This window comes from Streptococcus mitis (assembly GCF_047463435.1).
GTDB lineage: Bacteria > Bacillota > Bacilli > Lactobacillales > Streptococcaceae > Streptococcus > Streptococcus mitis_DS.
In genome coordinates, this window is sequence record NZ_JASHDW010000032.1 from 1 (window position 1) to 542 (window position 542).

Sequence of the window (542 nt, forward strand, 5' to 3'; positions counted from 1 at the left end):
TAGCCTTGTTTCTTGAATTCTGTGATTTGACTTGTTGTGCTGTAGGCAATGGCTTCACCTGACTTACCTGTCACTTCATCTGTTGTGAGAACACGGTTACCGTTAGTGCTTACATAACGGATAATAGCTTTTTGAGCATCCTTACGGTAAGTGACTGTTTCAACACGGTCTTGGTCTTTAGCCTTCACTCCGCTTACAGCTGGGATTTCTGATTTATCCGCTGTGTAACCTGCGATAGTTGGAGAGACTACTTTATCAAACGTATCATCATTAGTTGTCCAGTCTTGGAAGTCAATATGACCTGTTACCAAGTTGACATTGCTCCAACGTTTGAAGTTCAGTGTTTCAACCACATCATCCTTAGCCTTGCTTCCATCTTCGTAAACATAATGGATGGTACGGCTAACGCTTTCTTTGTTATCCAAGTTTTCAACTGTACCTGGCCAACGTGGGCTATCTGGTTGTCCTGGATTGACTGGTGTATTTGGTTGTGGGGTTGGGTTATCTGGGTTAACTGGTTCAACACGTTCTGAAAGGGTTAC

Annotated in this window: 1 protein-coding gene; it reads right to left on the bottom strand. The window is 43.2% G+C overall.

Translation table 11 applies throughout. The annotated features are described in order from the left end of the window. A partial coding sequence (locus QM843_RS09855) for a mucin-binding protein (protein WP_414399245.1) occupies window positions 1-542 on the bottom strand: 542 nt, incomplete at both ends.